Origin of the sequence: Micromonospora echinospora (assembly GCF_900091495.1) — a bacterium.
Taxonomy (GTDB): domain Bacteria; phylum Actinomycetota; class Actinomycetes; order Mycobacteriales; family Micromonosporaceae; genus Micromonospora; species Micromonospora echinospora.
This window is the reverse complement of record NZ_LT607413.1, coordinates 7,107,135-7,120,746: the sequence shown is the minus strand read 5'-3', so window position 1 is coordinate 7,120,746 and position 13,612 is coordinate 7,107,135. Positions and strand designations below refer to the sequence as shown.

The 13,612-nt window shown below is 72.3% G+C and carries 14 protein-coding genes and 1 pseudogene; 12 read left to right on the top strand and 3 right to left on the bottom strand.

All coding sequences use genetic code 11. The features are described 5' to 3' along the window. Nucleotides 1-158: 158 nt before the first annotated feature. The 5 genes from dop to prcA all read left to right on the top strand — a co-directional run bounded on the left by dop (nt 159) and on the right by prcA (nt 4,364). Nucleotides 159-1,676: a depupylase/deamidase Dop gene (gene dop, locus GA0070618_RS30240; protein ID WP_088984675.1), complete on the top strand. Its 1,518-nt coding sequence runs from the start codon at nt 159-161 to the stop codon at nt 1,674-1,676. A gap of 93 nt (nt 1,677-1,769) precedes the next feature. Further along, entirely contained in the window at nt 1,770-1,985 is a 216-nt protein-coding gene (locus tag GA0070618_RS30235; RefSeq protein WP_088984674.1) for a ubiquitin-like protein Pup, read from the top strand. Between the two features lie 21 nt (nt 1,986-2,006). Further along, nucleotides 2,007-2,693: an endonuclease VII domain-containing protein gene (locus GA0070618_RS35410; protein ID WP_088984673.1), complete on the top strand. Its 687-nt coding sequence runs from the start codon at nt 2,007-2,009 to the stop codon at nt 2,691-2,693. Further along, the gene (gene prcB, locus GA0070618_RS30225; RefSeq protein ID WP_088984672.1) at nt 2,612-3,451 is read left to right on the top strand and encodes a proteasome subunit beta; all 840 of its coding nucleotides are present in this window, start codon (nt 2,612-2,614) and stop codon (nt 3,449-3,451) included. The genes GA0070618_RS35410 and prcB overlap by 82 nt, the downstream gene beginning before the upstream one ends. A gap of 64 nt (nt 3,452-3,515) precedes the next feature. Then, the gene (prcA, locus tag GA0070618_RS30220) at nt 3,516-4,364 is read left to right on the top strand and encodes a proteasome subunit alpha (RefSeq protein WP_088984671.1); all 849 of its coding nucleotides are present in this window, start codon (nt 3,516-3,518) and stop codon (nt 4,362-4,364) included. Between the two features lie 95 nt (nt 4,365-4,459). Here prcA and rfbB read toward each other — a convergent pair whose 3' ends face one another. After that, nucleotides 4,460-5,437, bottom strand: a complete 978-nt coding sequence (rfbB, locus tag GA0070618_RS30215) for a dTDP-glucose 4,6-dehydratase (RefSeq protein ID WP_088984670.1) — start codon at nt 5,435-5,437, stop codon at nt 4,460-4,462. Nucleotides 5,438-5,624: 187 nt separating this feature from the next. On the opposite strand from rfbB, the gene pafA reads away from it, so the two are divergent. Both pafA and GA0070618_RS30205 read left to right on the top strand, forming a co-directional pair. Beyond that, a complete protein-coding gene (pafA, locus tag GA0070618_RS30210; protein WP_088984669.1) occupies nt 5,625-6,983 on the top strand; it encodes a Pup--protein ligase in 1,359 nt (452 codons plus the stop codon). A 65-nt stretch (nt 6,984-7,048) separates the two neighbouring features. After that, the gene (locus tag GA0070618_RS30205) at nt 7,049-7,228 is read left to right on the top strand and encodes a hypothetical protein (protein ID WP_088984668.1); all 180 of its coding nucleotides are present in this window, start codon (nt 7,049-7,051) and stop codon (nt 7,226-7,228) included. Nucleotides 7,229-7,316: 88 nt separating this feature from the next. Here GA0070618_RS30205 and GA0070618_RS30200 read toward each other — a convergent pair whose 3' ends face one another. Next, the gene (locus GA0070618_RS30200) at nt 7,317-8,399 is read right to left on the bottom strand and encodes a DUF3866 family protein (protein WP_088984667.1); all 1,083 of its coding nucleotides are present in this window, start codon (nt 8,397-8,399) and stop codon (nt 7,317-7,319) included. Nucleotides 8,400-8,468: 69 nt separating this feature from the next. Next, complete coding sequence (locus GA0070618_RS30195) at nt 8,469-9,446, bottom strand: cation diffusion facilitator family transporter (RefSeq protein ID WP_088984666.1); 978 nt, start codon at nt 9,444-9,446, stop codon at nt 8,469-8,471. A 217-nt stretch (nt 9,447-9,663) separates the two neighbouring features. Between GA0070618_RS30195 and GA0070618_RS30190 the strand changes: the two genes are divergently transcribed. The 5 genes and pseudogenes from GA0070618_RS30190 to tatC all read left to right on the top strand — a co-directional run bounded on the left by GA0070618_RS30190 (nt 9,664) and on the right by tatC (nt 13,561). Continuing rightward, nucleotides 9,664-10,659 carry a helix-turn-helix transcriptional regulator gene (locus GA0070618_RS30190; protein ID WP_088984665.1) on the top strand — a complete coding sequence of 332 codons (996 nt, stop codon included), beginning with the start codon at nt 9,664-9,666 and terminating at the stop codon, nt 10,657-10,659. Further along, a pseudogene (locus tag GA0070618_RS30185) lies at nt 10,656-11,648 on the top strand (helix-turn-helix transcriptional regulator); the annotation flags it as partial. The gene GA0070618_RS30190 and the pseudogene GA0070618_RS30185, both read left to right, overlap by 4 nt. Before the next feature lie 154 nt (nt 11,649-11,802). Further along, nucleotides 11,803-12,051, top strand: a complete 249-nt coding sequence (locus tag GA0070618_RS30180; RefSeq protein ID WP_088984664.1) for a hypothetical protein — start codon at nt 11,803-11,805, stop codon at nt 12,049-12,051. Between the two features lie 211 nt (nt 12,052-12,262). Further along, nucleotides 12,263-12,592 carry a Sec-independent protein translocase subunit TatA gene (gene tatA, locus GA0070618_RS30175; RefSeq protein WP_088984663.1) on the top strand — a complete coding sequence of 110 codons (330 nt, stop codon included), beginning with the start codon at nt 12,263-12,265 and terminating at the stop codon, nt 12,590-12,592. An 18-nt stretch (nt 12,593-12,610) separates the two neighbouring features. After that, nucleotides 12,611-13,561, top strand: a complete 951-nt coding sequence (gene tatC, locus GA0070618_RS30170; protein WP_088984662.1) for a twin-arginine translocase subunit TatC — start codon at nt 12,611-12,613, stop codon at nt 13,559-13,561. The last annotated feature ends 51 nt before the right edge of the window (nt 13,562-13,612 follow it).

The window sequence follows — 13,612 nt, the reverse complement described above, 5'->3', positions numbered from 1 at the left end:
CGCGGCGCGACGCGCCGCGGGCTCCCGCTGTTCCCGGCCGTGCTCCGGGACGATCGACCACGCCGCGACCCGGTGATGCGCCACGCCCACTTCCCGGGTGACGCCGACTACGCTCAACGTGACACCGGAGCACGTTGGCGAGCGAAGCGGGTAGGTCGATGAGCGTACGACGGATCATGGGCACCGAGGTCGAATACGGGATCTCCGTTCCCGGCCAGGCCGGGGCCAACCCGATGGTCACCTCGTCGCAGGTGGTCAACGCCTACGGCGCACGTCCCGAACTCAACCGGGGCGGCCGGGCACGGTGGGACTACGAGGAGGAGTCGCCCCTGCGCGACGCCCGTGGCTTCACCTACTCCGGCGCCGCCTACGACCCGGCGGAGGCGCTCGCCGACGAGGACCTCGGCCTGGCCAACGTCATCCTGACCAACGGCGCGCGCCTCTACGTCGACCACGCCCATCCGGAGTACTCCACCCCCGAGGTGACCACCCCCCGGGACGTGGTCCGCTGGGACAAGGCGGGGGAGCGGGTGATGGCCGAGGCGGCCCGTCGGGCGGCCACCATCCCCGGCACCCACCCGATCCACCTCTACAAGAACAACACCGACAACAAGGGCGCCAGCTACGGTGCGCACGAGAACTACCTGATGCGCCGGCAGACGCCCTTCGCCGACATCGTGGCGTACCTGACGCCGTTCTTCGTCACCCGGCAGATCGTCTGCGGGGCGGGCCGGGTCGGCATCGGCCAGGACGGCGGGCAGAGCGGTTTCCAGATCTCCCAGCGTGCCGACTTCTTCGAGGTCGAGGTGGGGCTGGAGACCACCCTCAAGCGGCCCATCATCAACACGCGGGACGAGCCGCACGCCGACGCCGACAAGTACCGCCGGCTGCACGTCATCATCGGGGACGCCAACCTCTCGGAGATCTCCACGTACCTGAAGGTCGGCACCACCGCCCTGATCCTGACCATGATCGAGGAGAAGGCGCTCGGCCCCGACCTGGGCATCGCCGATCCGGTCAGCGAGCTGCGCGCGGTCAGCCACGACCCGTCGCTGACCCACCGGATGCGGCTGCGCGACGGCCGGCGGCTGACCGCCCTGGACCTCCAGTGGGCGTACTACGAGCGGGTCCGGTCCTTCGTGGACGACCGGTACGGCTGCGACACCGACGAGCAGACCGACGACGTGCTCAACCGCTGGGAGAGCGTGCTCGACCGGCTCGGCCGGGACGTCATGCTCTGCGCCGACGAGCTGGACTGGGTGGCGAAGCTGCGGCTGCTGGAGGGCTACCGGGAGCGGGAGAAGCTCGGCTGGGGCTCGCACAAGCTCCAGCTCGTCGACCTCCAGTACTCCGACGTGCGGCCGGAGAAGGGCCTCTACCACCGGCTGGTGTCCCGGGGGTCGATGAAGACGCTGCTGACCGACGAGGAGACCCGTACGGCGATGACCGAGCCGCCGGAGGACACCCGGGCCTACTTCCGGGGTCGCTGCCTGGCCCAGTACCCCTCCGAGGTGGTCGCGGCGAGCTGGGACTCGGTGATCTTCGACGTCGGCCGCGAGTCGCTGGTGCGGGTGCCGATGATGGAGCCCGAGCGGGGCACGCGGCGACACGTCGGCGCGCTCTTCGACCGCTGCGAGAGCGCGAAGGACCTGCTGGAGACGTTGACCGGCGGCTGAGTCGGCGGTCGGTGGCGAAAGCCGGTCGCGCGGCCGGTTTTCGTCGCTCCCGCGAGGTAAGTTTCTGGCAAGCGATCGTGGAGGAGGCACCACATGGCTACTCGTGACAGCGGCGGCCAGTCCCAGTCGGGCAAGGGGCGCCAGGGCGAGGAGATCGAGGACGTCACCACCGAGGCGAACCCGGAGGTCGCCGAGCGGCACGCCGAGATCACCGAGGACGTCGACGACCTGCTCGACGAGATCGACTCCGTCCTCGAAGAAAACGCCGAAGAGTTCGTGAGGGGTTACATACAAAAAGGAGGTCAGTGACCATTCTGCGGCAAATCGGACATGCCGGTACCTTTGGATGACTGCGACGGTCGACGTCGCTGCCGTGACTGCGGGGAGTGGAAGCTGCTGGACGAGTTCTGTGCCAGCAGCAAGCGCCCAAGTGGTCGCGGCACCTACTGCAAGCCCTGTTTCAACCAGCGTTCCAAAGCTAGCTATGCGAAGCGGGTGCGGGAGCAGCAGGGCCGACAGGTGAAGTCGCCACGGGAGGTTCCCGAGGGGCACCGCTTCTGCGCCGACTGCGGGACCGTCAAGATGTTGGCCGAATTTCCTCGTAACCGCTCGGACAGTTCGGGGTACGCCACATACTGCAAACCCTGTCACAACACGAGGGCCCGGGAGACAAAGAAGCGGCTCTACGGCGGGAACAGGGAGCACCACCTGCGGCAGCGGTACGGCATCGGGCAGAAGGAGTTCGACGAGCTTCTGGCCGAGCAGGGCGGGGTCTGCGCGATCTGTGGCACCCCGGGGCCGCAACATGTGGACCACGATCACCGCAACGGGTGGGTACGCGGGATACTCTGCTTCAACTGCAACGGTGGTCTTGGTCAGTTCCGTGACGACCAGTCACGCCTGGCCGGGGCGATCACGTACCTGAGAGGAACCACGTGGCAGCGGGTTTTGATCCATCCGGGCGTCTACCAGATGTGTTCACCAACGCGGGGACGTCCTCCTTCACCCAGTTTCTGAGTCGGGTGGCGCCGGAGCTGCTGCCCGGGCGACGGCCGCTGCCGCCGGGCATGGCCGCCGACCTCGCGCCGCACGCGACGACCATCGTGGCCATCGTGGCCGACGGAGGCGTGGTGATGGCCGGCGACCGGCGGGCCACCATGGGTAACCTGATCGCCCAGCGGGACATCGAGAAGGTGCACCCGGCGGACGCGTACTCGCTGGTCGGCATCGCCGGCACCGCGGGCATCGGCATCGAGCTGATGCGACTGTTCCAGGTGGAGCTGGAGCACTACGAGAAGATCGAGGGCGCGATGCTCTCGCTCGACGGCAAGGCCAACCGGCTCGCCGCGATGATCCGGGGCAACCTGGGCGCGGCCATGCAGGGTCTCGCGGTGATCCCGCTCTTCGCCGGCTTCGACCTGGCCGCGCCGGACCCGGCCCGGGCCGGTCGGATCTTCAGCTTCGACGTCACCGGTGGCCCCTACGAGGAGACCGGCTACGACGCCATCGGCTCGGGCTCGATCTTCGCCCGGTCCGCCCTGAAGAAGCGGTTCCGCGCCGGTCTCTCCGTCGCCGACGCGACCCGGCTCGCGGTGGAGGCGCTCTACGACGCGGCCGACGACGACACCGCCACCGGCGGCCCGGACCTGACCCGCCGGATCTACCCGGTGGTGATGACCGCGACGGCGGAGGGGACCCACCGGCTCACCGCCGAGGAGACCGCCGCCCTCGCCGAGAGCGTCGTGGCGGGCCGGATGGAGAACCCGGGCGGCTGACCCCGCTTCCCACCCAGCAGCAACCAGAAGCCGTCAGCACAGCGCCTGAAGGAGAACCGCCGTCGTGGCCATGCAGTTCTACGCCTCGCCCGAGCAGATCATGCGCGACCGCTCCGAGCTGGCCCGCAAGGGCATCGCCCGGGGGCGGAGCGCGGTGGTCCTGAGCTACGCGGGCGGGGTGCTCTTCGTCGCGGAGAACCTCTCCAGCGCCCTGCACAAGGTCAGTGAGATCTACGACCGGATCGGCTTCGCCGCCGTCGGCCGGTACAACGAGTTCGAGAACCTGCGGCGCGCCGGGGTGCGGATGGCCGACCTCAACGGCCTCAGCTACGACCGGCGGGACGTGACCGGCCGGGCGTTGGCCAACGCGTTCGCGCAGACCCTCGGCGCGATCTTCACCGAGCAGTCGAAGCCGTTCGAGGTGGAGATCTGCGTCGCCGAGGTGGGCTCCTCGGCGGAGCAGGACGAGCTCTACCGGCTCACCTACGACGGTTCGGTGAACGACGAGCCGGGCCGGATGGCGATGGGCGGCCAGGCGGAGGCCATCTCCGGCGTGCTCAAGTCGGAGCACCGCCCGGACATGTCCCTCGGCGAGGCGGTCAAGGTCGCGGTGAAGGCCCTCGGCAGCGTCGGTGGCGAGGGGGGCGCGGCGCGGACCATCGCCGCGAACCAGCTCGAAGTGGCGGTGCTGGACCGTGGCCGGGTCGGGCGGACCTTCCGCCGGATCACCGGGGCGGCGCTGACCGCGCTGCTCGACGGTGGCGAGGAGCCGGCCGGTTCGGCCCGGGCGGAGACGCCGAAGCCGCCGGCGGCCCCGGCGGGGAAGCCGACCACCTCGGCCGGCTCGGCCGACCTGGAGGGGCAGACCACCGAGGCCACTCCGGAGGAGTCCACCGGCTCGGCGGAGGCGTGATCCGGGCCGGCGGCTGAGACGGTCGCCGACGGGTCGGGCGGGCCGGCGACGGCCCGCCCCGGGGCGGCTTCGGCCGTCACCAGGTCGACACCGGTTCACCGGGCCAGCTTCAACGGCCGCCACCAGGCCCGGTTCGACCGGTACCAGTCGACCGTGGCGGCCAGCCCGGTCGTCAGGTCGACCCGGGGGGCGTACCCCAGTTCCTGGCGGCTGCGGGTGGTGTCGAGCGAGTAGCGCCGGTCGTGGCCCTTGCGGTCCGCGACCTGGCGTACCCGGTCCCAGCCGGCCCCGCAGGCGGCGAGGATCCGGCCGGTCATCTCCCGGTTGGTCAGCTCGGTGCCGCCGCCGAGGTGGTAGACCCGTCCGGCCCGGCCGTGCCGCTGGGCGAGGGCGATGCCGTGGCAGTGGTCGTCGACGTGCATCCAGTCCCGGACGTTCCGCCCGTCGCCGTAGAGCGGCACCGGCTGCCCGTCGACGAGGTTGGTGACGAAGAGCGGGACCAGCTTCTCCGGGTACTGGTAGGGGCCGTAGGTGTTCGCCCCTCGGGTGATCACCACGTCCAGACCGTGGGTGCGGTGGTAGGCCAGCGCCAGCAGGTCCGCCGCCGCCTTGGAGGCGGAGTACGGCGACGAGGGGTCCAGCGGCGCGTCCTCGCTCCACGAACCGGTGTCGACGGAACCGTAGACCTCGTCGGTGGAGACCTGCACGAACCGTCCGACCCCGTGGCGCAGGGCCGCGTCGAGCAGGGTCTGGGTGCCGAGCACGTTGGCGCTGACGAACGTCGCCGCCCCGACGATCGACCGGTCCACATGGGACTCGGCGGCGAAGTGCACGACCAGGTCGTGCCCGGCCACGGTGCCCTCGACGAGGTCGACGTCCCGGATGTCGCCGTGGACCACCCGCAGCCGGGGGTCGGCGCGGACGGCGGCGAGCGCGCCGCGCGTACCGGCGTAGGTGAAGCTGTCCAGGACGGTCAGGGCGGTCGGGGTGATCTCCGGCTCGGCGCCGCGCAGCAGGCGCCGCACGTAGGCCGAACCGATGAAGCCGGCGCCGCCGGTGACGAGGATCCTCACGGTCGGCCAACTCTACGCCCGACCACGGGCCGGCGGGCGGGGACGGTTCGACCCGGTGCCGCGGCGACCCGCCCGGGGGCTGACCGGGCGGGCGTTCGGCGCGGATGGTGGCGGCCCGACGACCGGGTGCGACAACCCCGCCGTCGAGCGCTGCCCAATTCAGGCCGTGGGGGGCTAATGTCTCATCATGGAGCGGCGAATCTTCGGTATCGAGACCGAGTACGGCGTCACCTGTACCTACCGGGGCCAGCGGCGGCTCTCCCCTGACGAGGTCGCGCGGTACCTCTTCCGTCGGGTGGTGTCGTGGGGCCGGTCGAGCAATGTGTTCCTGCGCAACGGTGCCCGTCTCTACCTCGATGTCGGTTCGCACCCGGAGTACGCCACGCCGGAGTGCGACTCGGTGGTCGACCTGGTCGCCCACGACCGGGCCGGCGAGCGGATCCTGGAGGGTCTGCTGGTCGACGCGGAGAAGCGACTGCACGACGAGGGCATCGCGGGCGAGATCTACCTGTTCAAGAACAACACCGACTCGGCCGGCAACTCGTACGGCTGCCACGAGAACTACCTCGTCTCCCGGCACGGGGAGTTCGGGCGGCTGGCCGACGTGCTGATCCCGTTCCTGGTCACCCGGCAGTTGATCTGCGGGGCGGGCAAGGTGCTCCAGACCCCGCGCGGGGCGGTGTACTGCCTGTCCCAGCGCGCCGAGCACATCTGGGAGGGGGTCTCGTCGGCGACCACCCGGAGCCGGCCGATCATCAACACCCGGGACGAGCCGCACGCCGACGCCGAGCGGTACCGCCGGCTGCACGTGATCGTCGGCGACTCGAACATGAACGAGGTCACCACGCTGCTGAAGGTCGGGTCGGCCGACATCGTGCTGCGGATGATCGAGGCCGGCGTGGTGATGCGGGACCTCACCCTGGAGAACCCGATCCGGGCGATCCGCGAGGTGTCGCACGACATCACCGGCCGGCGCAAGGTGCGGCTCTCCTCGGGCAAGGAAGTCAGCGCCCTGGAGATCCAGCAGGAGTACCTCGCCCGGGCGACCGAGTTCGTCGAGCGGCGCGGCGGTGACCAGACCGCCAAGCGGGTGGTGGAGCTGTGGGGCCGGGTGCTGCGGGCGGTCGAGACCGGTGACCTGGAGCCGGTCGCCCGGGAGATCGACTGGGTGACCAAGCTCCGGCTGATCGAGCGGTACCAGCGCAAGCACGACCTGCCGTTGTCGCATCCCCGGGTCGCCCAGATGGACCTGGCGTACCACGACCTGCGGCGCGGCCGGGGCCTCTACGCCCTGCTGGAGCGGCGGGGCCAGGTCGACCGGGTGACCACCGACCCGGAGATCTTCGAGGCGAAGGAGACGCCGCCGCAGACCACCCGGGCCCGGCTGCGGGGCGAGTTCATCCGGCACGCCCAGGAGAAGCGGCGGGACTTCACCGTCGACTGGGTGCACCTCAAGCTCAACGACCAGGCGCAGCGCACCGTGCTGTGCAAGGACCCGTTCCGGGCGTACGACGAGCGGGTGGAGCGGCTGATCGCCAGCATGTGACCGGGGTGGGTGTCCTGGCGGGTCCCACCGGGGCCGTCGGGACACCCCGGTACGCTTGCCGGGTTATGGTCAACTCCTCACCGCCGGACCGCGAGCGCCTGACCTGGGTGGAGCGGCGCCGGCAGAAGATCCGCGACGAGATCGAGCGGAACCGGCGCGGCGAGTACACGGTGCCGACCTGGGTGCTCGCGCTCGCGCTGGCGGCGATGGTGGGCGGCTGGCTGGCCCTGGTGTTCCTGGCCTGAGTCGTCCAGCTTCCGCCTGTCCGATGGCCGTTCCGCGTCGTCCGGTCGATGCCCCCCGCGTCAGGCGGTCGATGCCCGTGTCCGGCGGTCAGTCGGCCAGGCGGGCGGCGTACCGGCCGGCTGCGGCGGCGGCCAGGAAGTACGCGTGGTCGGCGTCCAGGCCGCGTCCCATCGTCGACAGCGGCACGGCACTGGCCCGGAGCGCGGCGTCCAGCCCGTCGGTGTCGACCCGGACGATCCGGTGCCGCGCGGCCAGCGGCGTCAGCGCCGCCGCGACCTCGGCGTCCAGGGCGGGGGCGAGGCCGTCCGGGACGACCAGCTCAGCCGGGGCGAGCGCGACCCGGCCGTACGCGGTGAGGCTGTGGTGGGATACCCCCCGGTGCCGGGGACGCGGGTCCGCGTCGGAGATCCGCAGCGAGCCGACCGGCCGCCCGCCGAGGACGGCGACCGCGTTGACCGCCTCGCCGACGGCCACCCCGGAGTAGCCCCACCGGGTGCCGGTGCCCAGGTTCCCCGGCCCCTGGGCGACGACGGCGACGTCGGCGTGCAGGACGTGCCGGGCGGCCAGCAGCCCGGTGTGCAGGGTGCTCGCCTCCAGGTCGCCGCCGAAGGCCTGCCCGACGCTGATCGTGCCGGCTAGGCGCCCGCGCAGCCCGGCGAGGGTGCGGGAGAACCAGGCGGGCAGCGCCCCGCCGTCGGTGAGCAGGTAGGCGACCCGGCAGTCGGGACGGTCGGCGTGCACCCCGGCGAGGATCGCCGGGAGCGCGGAGTGCAGGTCGGCGGTGACCACCGGCATGCCGGCCAGGTCGTCGGCGTCGGCGAGCAGCGGGTGGTGCGGGGAGGCCTCCTCGTCGACCCCGAGCAGGATCGGTTGCAGCGGGGTGTAGCGGGCCTTGACTAGATGCCCGGCGTCGCGGGTGGCGGCCTGCGGCGGGTCTTCGGGCAGCCGGTCGGGCAGGGCGACGACGAGCGCGTACCCGCCGGTGCCGAGCCCCATCAGCAGCGCGCCGACGTTGAGCAGCACCCGGTCACCGGGCTCCGGCTCGCCGACCAGCTCCGGGTAGGCCAGCGCCCGCATGGTGGCCCCGTCGGGCAGGACCACGTCGAGTTCCGTCGCGCCGTGCCACCGGCGCCGTAGTGCCGTGACCGTCGCCGTCCGCCATCGCACCATGACGGGCACGCTATCGGCGTCCGGCCGATGGTCCACGCCCGGGTACCCGCCGTTCGTACCCGTGGCTGGTCAGGTCCCCGGCGGCGGCTCGTCGGGGTCCGGGGCGGGGTCGGCCGTCCCGGGGCGCGCCCGGGTCGGGTCGAGGAAGACGTACCGGATCTCGGGGTAGCGTCCGGTGAGTTGCCGCTCGGCCGCGTCCGCCGCGGCCTCGATGTCCGCGCCGGTCGCGTCGTCCGAGAAGTCGACCTTGGCGGCGACCAGCACGTCGGCCGGACCGAGCTGCATGGTGAGCAGGGTGTCGACCCGCCGCACCGTGGGCAGGCCGACGAGTTCGTCCTCGATCTCGCGCCGGATCCGCCCCGGCACCGACCGGCCGACCAGCAGGGAGACGTTGCTGTACGCCAGGATGGTGGCGACGACCAGGAGCAGCAGCCCGATCAGGATCGAGGCGATCCCGTCGTAGACCTCCTCGCCGGTCAGCTGGGACAGGCCCACGCCGAACGCGGCCAGCAGCAGCCCCACCAGCGCGGCGCTGTCCTCCAGGAAGACCGCCTTGACGGTGGTGTCCGCGGTCATCCGCAGGAAGTGGCGCGGGCTGGTACGCCAGCGGCGTGACTCCCGGCGGACCTGCCGCGCCGCGCGGGCCAGTGAGACCGACTCGATGACGAACGAGACGGCGAGCACGACGTACGACGCGAGGTAGTCGCCGCGGTGCTCGTGAACGAGGATCGTGGTGACCCCGTGGGTGACGGCGAAACCGGCCCCGGCCACGAAGGTGAACAACGCGGCGAGCAGCGCCCAGACGTAGCTCTCCTTGCCGTACCCGAAGGGGTGCCGGGGGTCGGCGGGGCGCGCGCCCCGCCGCAGGGCGGTGTAGAGCAGCACCTCGGTGGTGGTGTCGGCGAGCGAGTGGACGGCCTCGGAGAGCATCGCCGCCGAGCCGGACAGCAGCCCGGCGACGAGCTTGGCCACGGCGATGGCGAGGTTCGCGGCCCCGGCCACGACAACCGTGCCGACACTCTCGGTCCTGGCTGCGGCTTCCGCCATGGGCCCACCCTATGGTCGGCGCCCGCCCGGTCGCCGGCTGTCGGCCCGCGACGGTAGGAAGGGCCCCCTGTTACCGCTTTTCGATGAGGAGGGGTCCCCTGCTACCACCCGACGGCCCGGGACCGCCGCCAGCACCCGGGCGGGGCGACCGACGGCGCCGCGCCGCCCGTGTGGGTGCGCGGTCTGCGGGGGTCGGCGGGCTGCTAGCGTCTTGCACGTGTCGCGGACCCGTACCGAGCGCCTGGTCAACCTGGTGATCTGCCTGCTGTCCACGCGACGGTTCCTCACCGCCGCGCAGATCGCCGCGACGGTGCCCGGCTACGAACACGATCCGGACGACGTCCGCGACCACGAGGCCTTCCAGCGCAAGTTCGAGCGGGACAAGGCCGAGTTGCGGGAGCTGGGCGTGCCGCTGGAGACCGGGACCGCCAGTGTCTTCGACACCGAGCCGGGTTACCGGATCGCCCACCGCGAGTACGCGCTGCCCGACATCCCGCTCGAACCGGACGAGGCCGCCGCGGTGGGCATCGCGGCCCGACTGTGGCAGCACGCCGGGCTGGCCGCCGCCGCCTCCTCGGGGCTGGCGAAGCTGCGCGCCGCCGGCGTGGACGTGGACCCGCAGGCCACCCTCGGCCTGGAGCCGATGGTCACGGTGGACCCGGCGTTCGCGCCGCTGACCGCCGCCGCGCGGGACCGGCGCGAGGTGAGCTTCGACTACCGCACCCCCGACGGTGACGCGCCCGCCACCCGCCGGCTCCAGCCGTGGGGCGTGGTCTGCTGGCGGGGCCGGTGGTACGTGGTCGGCCACGACCTGGAGCGGGAGGCCACCCGCTGCTTCCGGCTCTCCCGGGTGGTCGGCGCGGTCCGGGTCACCGGCCGCCCCGGCGCGTACACCCCGCCGGAGGTCGATCTGATCAGCCACGTCGCCCGCTGGTCCGGGCCGGTGGAGCGGACCGGCCGGGCCACCGTCCTGGTCGCCCCGGGCCGGGCCGCCGGGCTGCGCCGCTGGGCGGTCGGGGGCAGCACCGGGCCGGACGGGGACCGGCTGGTCCTGCCGTACGCCGACCCGGAGTCGCTGGCCGGCCAGCTCGTCGGGTACGGCCCGGACGTGCGGGTGCTCAGCCCGCCGGAGGTGCGGGAGGCGGTCATCCAACGACTGAAGGAGGTCGCGGCCCGGCACGACGAGGTCGCGACGAGCGGAGGTGCCCGGTGAGTCGTACCGCCACCCGCCCGACCGGTTCGCGTGCCTCGGCCGACCGGCTGGCCCGACTGCTGAACCTGGTGCCCTACCTTCTGGCCCGGCCGGGCATCGAGATCGCCGAGGCGGCGGGGGACCTCGGGGTGACCGAACGGCAGATCCGGGAGGATCTGGAGCTGCTCTGGGTGTGCGGGCTGCCCGGCTACGGTCCCGGTGACCTGATCGACATGGCGTTCGACGGCGACCGGGTGACCATCACCTACGACGCCGGCATCGACCGGCCGTTGCGGCTGACGCCGGACGAGGCGTTGGCGCTGGTCGTGGCGTTGCGGATGCTCGCCGAGACGCCGGGGGTGGCCAACCGGGAGGCGGTCGAGCGGGCCCTCGCCAAGATCGAGGACGCGGCCGGGGACACTGTCGGCGCGCCAGTCGCCGTTCGGCTGCCCGGCGACAGCGAGCGGGTCGAGGCGCTGCGCGCGGCGGTGGAGGGCGGCCGGGCGCTGCGGATCACCTACTACACGGCGGCAAGGGACGAGACCACCGAGCGGGTCGTCGACCCGCTGCGGATGCTGATGGTCGGCGGCCGGGCGTACGTGGAGGCGTGGTGCCGCCGGGCCGAGGCGGTCCGGCTGTTCCGGGCCGACCGGATCGACGCGGTCACCGAGCTGGACGAGCCGGTGGCGGTGCCGCCTCAGGCCCGCCCGTACGACCTCACCGGCGGGGTGTTCCGCCCGTCGGCGGACCTGCCGCTGATCACCCTGCGGATCGGTCGCCGGGAGCGGTGGATCACGGAGTACTACCCGTGCGAGCGGGTGGAGGCGGGCGAGGGGGACCACTGGCTGGTCTCGCTGCGCGTCACCGACCTGGGCTGGGCCCGTCGTTTCGTGCTCGGGCTCGGCCCGGAGGCGACCGTGGTGGCCCCGGTGGAGCTGGCCGAGCAGGTGCGTGCCCAAGCGCTGGCCGCCCTCGACGCGTACGCCACCCCAGCGGTGGACGACGCGGCCGGCTCCCTCGCCGGGGCCGCCGGACCGGCCATCGACGTGCCGGACCCGGCCGCCGGGGTGCCGGCTTCCGCCGTCGACGTGCCGGCGGTGGTGGCCGGGGTGGCGGGCGCGGCCAGCCCGGCGGGTGACCCGGGCAGGCAGTAGGCTGACCGCCGTGGTGAAGTGGATCGTGCTCGCGGTGGTGCTCGTCCCGCTGGTCGTGCTGGCGCTGGCCGTCCGGCCGGTGCTGGCCCGCCTGCCCCGGCTGCGCCGGGCGGCGCTGGCCCTGCAACAGCGGCAGGCGCAGGCCGAGGCGCTCCAGTCGACCGCCGAGGTGCTCCAGGAGCGGGCCGAGGGATTGCAGCGGCAGATCGCCGTCGCCCAGCAGCGGGTCGAGCTGATCAAGGCACGGCGCGGCGACTGACCGGCACTCGACGCCGACTGACCGGCACTCGACGCTCACTCGTGAGCTGCGGAGAGGGTTGCCCGGGACGGTTGACGGGACACCGGGGGTTGGTCGAGACTTCACCGACCGGACCGCACAGCCAGTGGCCCGGCGGGTGGCGGAAGCTCGCAGCGCACGTACGATGGGCTGCGACACACCACCCCGACACACAGAGCGACTGGAGCTTCCCATGGGTGCCCTCAAGCCGTGGCACATCGCCGTACTCGTGGTCGTGCTGATCCTGCTCTTCGGCGCGAAGCGGCTCCCCGACGCGGCCCGTTCGCTGGGTCGGTCGTTGCGCATCATCAAGGCGGAAACCAAGAGCCTGCACGACGACAACGACCGCGACCTCGCCGAGAAGGCGGACGCCCAGGCCGGCTACCAGCCGCTGCCGCCGCAGGCCGCCCAGCAGGCGCCGTACGCCCCGCACCCGCAGCAGGCGCCCCACACCGGCCAGCCGTACCAGGCTCCGCCGCAGCAGCCGGTCGTCGACCCGGTGCAGCGCATCCGCGAGAACTGACCGGAAGGCCGGACAACCGTGCGCTTCGCCCTCCGCAAGCGCGGTCCGAGCAACTTCGAACGGGCCGCCGACGGCTCGATGACGCTGGTCGAGCACTTCCGCGAGCTGCGTAACCGGCTCTTCCGGGCGTCGCTGGCGATCCTGGTCGGCTTCGGCTTCGGCCTGTGGCTGGCCGGGCCGGTGTTGAACATCCTCCGCAAGCCGTACTGCGACCTGCCGAAGTTCCAGCAGGCCGGCGAGAGCTGCGACTTCGTCCAGTTGGGCCCGGCAGACCTCTTCCTGCTCAACCTGAAGATCGGTCTCTGGGTCGGCCTGATCATCGCCGCCCCGATCTGGCTCTACCAGCTCTGGGCGTTCATCGCCCCGGGTCTGCACCGCAACGAGCGGCGGTACGCGTACGTCTTCACCGCGTTGGCCGCTCCGCTGTTCGCGGCCGGCGCGCTGCTGGCGTACTTCGTGACCGCGAAGGGCCTGGAGTTCCTGCTCAACGTCGCGGGCAGCGAGATCCAGACGACGTTGGACATCACCCGGTACGTCTCCTTCGTCACCAACCTGATCCTGCTGTTCGGGGTGGCGTTCGAGTTCCCGTTGATCGTGCTGATGCTCAACTTCGTCGGACTGGCCAGCGCCCGGCGTCTGTTGGGCTGGTGGCGGATCGCGGTCTTCCTGTTCTTCGCCTTCGCCGCGGTGGTCACCCCGACGCCGGACCCGTTCGGCATGACCGCGCTGGCGCTCTGCCTCTGCCTGCTCTACTTCGCGGCGGTCGGGGTGGCGTTCCTCAACGACAGGCGCAAGGGCCGGGGCAAGGAGGTCTACGCCGGCATCGACGACGACGAGGTCTCCCCGCTGGAGTTCGACCGGGAGCCCGTCGCCGCCGGTGAGCGGGTGGAGGCGAGCGCGCCGATAGCCGCCCCGGAGCAGATCCCCGCGCCGGCGCCGATCGACCGCCGGTACGACGACATGACCTGACCGTCCGCAGCACGCTGAAGCGGTAGCAGGGGTCCCCTGTTACCGCTTTTT